General features: G+C 70.9%; 5 protein-coding genes and 1 pseudogene. 2 read left to right on the top strand and 4 right to left on the bottom strand.

The window, feature by feature from the left end:
• Positions 1-283 (top strand): enolase C-terminal domain-like protein (locus V4F39_RS27155; RefSeq protein WP_332293374.1); only part of this gene is annotated, 283 nt, incomplete at its 5' end.
• A gap of 19 nt (positions 284-302) precedes the next feature.
• Here V4F39_RS27155 and V4F39_RS27150 read toward each other — a convergent pair.
• The gene (locus tag V4F39_RS27150) at positions 303-539 is read right to left on the bottom strand and encodes a hypothetical protein (RefSeq protein WP_332293373.1); all 237 of its coding nucleotides are present in this window, start codon (positions 537-539) and stop codon (positions 303-305) included.
• A 201-nt stretch (positions 540-740) separates the two neighbouring features.
• Between V4F39_RS27150 and V4F39_RS27145 the strand changes: the two genes are divergently transcribed.
• Entirely contained in the window at positions 741-1,394 is a 654-nt protein-coding gene (locus tag V4F39_RS27145) for a protein-L-isoaspartate(D-aspartate) O-methyltransferase (RefSeq protein WP_332293372.1), read from the top strand.
• A gap of 7 nt (positions 1,395-1,401) precedes the next feature.
• On the opposite strand, the gene V4F39_RS27140 is transcribed toward V4F39_RS27145, so the two are convergent.
• The 3 genes and pseudogenes from V4F39_RS27140 to V4F39_RS27130 all read right to left on the bottom strand — a co-directional run.
• Positions 1,402-2,388 carry a tripartite tricarboxylate transporter substrate binding protein gene (locus tag V4F39_RS27140; protein ID WP_332293371.1) on the bottom strand — a complete coding sequence of 329 codons (987 nt, stop codon included), beginning with the start codon at positions 2,386-2,388 and terminating at the stop codon, positions 1,402-1,404.
• 64 nt (positions 2,389-2,452) lie between these two features.
• On the bottom strand, positions 2,453-3,871 hold the full coding sequence (gene pyk / locus V4F39_RS27135) for a pyruvate kinase (protein WP_332293370.1): 1,419 nt from the start codon (positions 3,869-3,871) through the stop codon (positions 2,453-2,455).
• A gap of 88 nt (positions 3,872-3,959) precedes the next feature.
• Positions 3,960-4,108 (bottom strand): annotated as a pseudogene (locus V4F39_RS27130) (tartrate dehydrogenase); the annotation flags it as partial.

Raw genomic sequence — 4,108 nt, 5'->3', positions numbered from 1 at the left:
CCACGTCGCGGCCGCGGCGCCCGGCAAGGTCACCGCGATCGACACCCACTGGATCTGGCAGGACGGCCAGCGCCTGACGAAGGCGCCGCTGCAGATCGCCAGCGGCCACATCGAGGTGCCCACCGTGCCGGGCCTGGGCATCGAACTCGACATGGCCGAGGTGGAGAAGGCGCACCAGCTCTACAAGCAGCATGGGCTGGGTGCGCGAGACGACGCAGCCGCCATGCAGTACCTGCACCCGGGCTGGACCTTCAATCCGAAGCGGCCCGCGCTGGACCGTTGAAGGCTGCGTCGGCGGCGCCCTAGTGCTTGGCGTTGTCCTTGTTGAAGCCGCGTGTCGGGGCGCCCGTCGCGGGCCTGCCCGGCTTCGCGGGATTCAGCCATTCCCGCAGTTCCTCGGCCAGCACATGGTGGCCGTCCTGCTCGCTGCGCCGTATCAAGGCCGGGGCGTTGGCCTCGGTGACGCGTTCCCGGCCGACGCCCTTCACCAACTGGCGATAGACGTCCTCGATGTGCTGAACGTGCTCATCGTGGTTCATGCAGTCTCCTGACGTGGGGGCCGCCCGATGCGGCCGGACTGCCGGGCAGCAAGCGCCATGCCCCCATGGGGCTGCCCCTGGGGCGGGGGACGGCGCACAATCGCGGGTGCGCGTTCTTGCTGCGATCGGTATTGCTTGCGGCAGTTTCGCCCATCGGCCGCGCGTGCCGTGCCGGAACGCGGATGAGCAGGAGGAGTCACCATGGACGACACCACGCAGCGCCGCGCCGACATGGTCGCCAGTCAACTCGCGGCGCGCGGCATCCAGTCGCCCGCCGTGCTGCACGCCATGGGCACCGTGCCGCGCGAGCGCTTCGTGGACGAGGCGGACGCGGCGGTCGCGTACGAGGACGCCCCGCTGCCGATTGCCCAGGGGCAGACGATCTCCCAGCCCTACATCGTCGCCGCGATGATCGAGGCGGCCGACGTGCGTGCCGGCGACGTGGTGCTGGAGGTGGGCGCGGGCTCGGGCTACGCGACGGCAGTGCTGTCGCTCATCGCCGACCGGGTGTGCGCGGTGGAGCGCCACGCCGCGCTGGTGGATGCCGCGCGCGAGCGGCTGCAGGCACTGGGGTGCTTCAACGTCGACCTGCGGCAGGGCGACGGGTCGCTCGGCTGGCCGGTGCCGCGGTCGTTCGACGTGATCATCGTCTCGGCCGCGGCGCCGCAGGTGCCCCCGGCCCTGAAGGCCCAGCTGGCCGAAGGCGGCCGGCTGGTGATGCCCGTCGGCGACGAGGGTGAGCAGCGGCTGGTCAAGGTCACGCGCAGCTCGGCCCAGGCTTTCGACGAAGAAGTCCTGACGCCGGTACGCTTCGTGCCGCTGGTGGGGGCGCAGGGGTGGCCGGAGGATGCGTAGCGCGCGCCTATTCGATCGTCACCTTCGCATCCTTCACCAGCTTGGCGAACTTCTCGGTCTCGCTCTTGACCTGCGCCGCCATCTGCTCCTGGCTGTTGCCGATGGGCTCGGCGCCGATCTCTTCCATGCGCTTGCGGAACTCGGGCGACCTGATCACCGCGACCATCTCGCTGTTGAGGCGCGCCACCAGGTCCTTGGGCGTCGCCGCGGGCGCCAGCACGCCGAACCAGGTGCCGATGTTGAAGCCCTTGAGGCCGGTTTCGTCGAGCGTGGGCACGTCGGGCAAGGCCGACGAACGCTTGGCCGTGGTGACGGCCAGCGCGCGCAGCTTGCCGCTCTTGATGTGCTGCAGCACCGGCGTCACCGTGTCGAACGACATCGTGATCTGTCCGCCCAGCAGGTCGGTGGCCAGCGGGCCGCTGCCCTTGTAGGGGATGTGCGCGATGTCGGTGCCCGTGAGGTTCTGGAACTGCGTGCCGATCAGGTGCTGCGCGGTGCCGTTGCCGTTGGAGCCGTAGTCGTACCTGCCGGGCTTGGCCTTGAGCAGCGCCACCAGTTCGGCCACGTTCCGGGCCGGCGTGCCGGCGTTGACGACCAGCACGTTCGGCACCAGCGCCACCGTGGTGACCGGCACCAGGTCCTTCTGGAAATCGTAGGGCAGCTTCTTGTAGACGCTGGAGGCGATGGTGTGGTGCACCGCGCCCACCAGCAGCGTGTAGCCGTCGGGCCTGGCCTTGGCCACGTAGTCGGCGCCCAAAGTGGCGCCTGCACCCGGCTTGCTCTCGACGATGACCGTCTGGCCAAGGCTCTGGGTGAGCTTGTCGGCCAGCGCGCGCGCCAGCACGTCGGTGGTGCCGCCGGCCGGGAACGGCACGATCAGGCTGATCGGCTTGCTGGGCCAGGCCTGCGCCATCGCGCCGCCACTGGCCAGGGCCGCGGCCAGCGCGACGGCCTGGATCAGGTGCCGGCGGTTCAGGGTGTGCGTAGCGTTCATCGTTGTCTCCAGGGGGCTTCATTGAGCTGTGATGCGTTGCCGCGCCCAGCTCGCCGTTGGTTGCTCAGTCGATCTGCGCGATGCGCAGCAGGTTGGTGGAGCCGGGTGTGCCGAAGGGCATGCCGGCCGCGATGACGATGGTCTGCCCCGGCGCCGCGAACTGCAGGCTCACGGCGGCGGCCTTGGCGCGCTCCGTCATGTCATCGACGTCGGTCACGTCTGCACAGACCACGGGATAGACGCCCCAAGCCAGCGCCAGGCGGCGCGCGGTCTCGCGCCTCGGCGTCATGCCCACGATGGGTGCGCGTGGCCGTTCGCGCGCCATGCGCAAGGCCGAGGAACCCGAACTTGTATAGGCGACCATGGCCGCGACATCGAGCAGCCCGGCCACTGAGCGCGCGGCCCAGCCGATGGCGTCGGCGGTGTTGGCCGCAGGCTGGGTGTGCGACGCCTCGATGGCGGCCCTGTAGTGGGGATCGGCCTCGGTCTGCGCGATGATGCGGTCCATCATCGCGACCGCCTCGACCGGGAACCTGCCTGACGCCGATTCGGCCGACAGCATCACCGCATCGGCCCCGTCGTAGATGGCGGTGGCCACGTCCGACGCCTCGGCCCGCGTGGGCACCGGCGCGCTCACCATCGACTCCAGCATCTGCGTCGCGACGATCACCGGCTTGCCCAGCCTGCGGCACGCCCGCACGATGCGCTTCTGGATCGCCGGCACCTGCTCGGCCGGCATCTCCACGCCCAGGTCGCCGCGCGCCACCATCACCGCGTCGGTCACCGCCAGGATCTCTTCGAGGCACTCGATCGCCGCCGGCTTCTCCAGCTTGGCGACGATGCCGGCCCGGCCCTGCACGAGGGCCTGCACTTCGGCGATGTCGGCCGCGCGCTGCACGAATGAGAGCGCCACCCAGTCGATGCCCAGCGTGAGGCCGAAGTCCAGGTCGGCACGGTCCTTCGCGGTCAGCGACGACAGCGGCAGCACGACACCCGGCACATTCACGCCCTTGCGGTCGGACAAGAGGCCGCCGTTGACGACGACCGTCTCCGCGAAGCCGGGGCCGGCCTGCCGCACCCGCAGGCGCAGCCGGCCGTCGTCGAGCAGCAGTTCCGCGCCCGGTTCGAGCGCGGCGAAGATCTCCGGGTGCGGCAGCGGCGCGCGTGTCGCGTCGCCGGGCCTGTCGCGGTCGAGGTCGAGGCGGAAGGCCGCGCCTTCGACCAGCTTCACCGGGCCGCCGGCGAAGGTGCCGACGCGCAGCTTGGGGCCCTGCAGGTCGAGCAGTACGCCGATCGGCCGGCCCACGTCGGCCTCGATGGAACGGATGAGCGCCAGCCGCTGCTGGTGGTCGGCATGCGTGCCGTGGCTGAAGTTCAGCCGGAACACGTCGGCACCGGCACGGACCAGCGCCTCGATGGTGCTGCGGTCGGCGCTGGCGGGGCCGAGCGTCGCGACGATCTTGGCGTTGCAGGGGCGTTGCATCTTCTGTCTCCTCATCGGTGGCCGGAGGGGGGGCGCATCGATCACGATGGCCCGGAAGCCGCCTGCGGCGTCGGGCACCGCATGGCGGTCATGCGGCCTTGCCTTGGGCGCCGGCGGCCACCAGTTCGCACATCGCCTGCGTCACCTGCGCGGTGGTGGCCTTGCCGCCGAGGTCGCGCGTGTGCAGCGCCGGGTTGGCGGTCACCTGCTCGATGGCCTGCATCAGCCGCCGCGCGG

It is taken from the genome of Aquincola agrisoli, assembly GCF_036621135.1.
GTDB lineage: Bacteria > Pseudomonadota > Gammaproteobacteria > Burkholderiales > Burkholderiaceae_C > Aquincola > Aquincola agrisoli.
The sequence above is the reverse complement of the archived record's forward strand: the minus strand, read 5'-3'. Positions and strand labels throughout refer to the sequence as shown.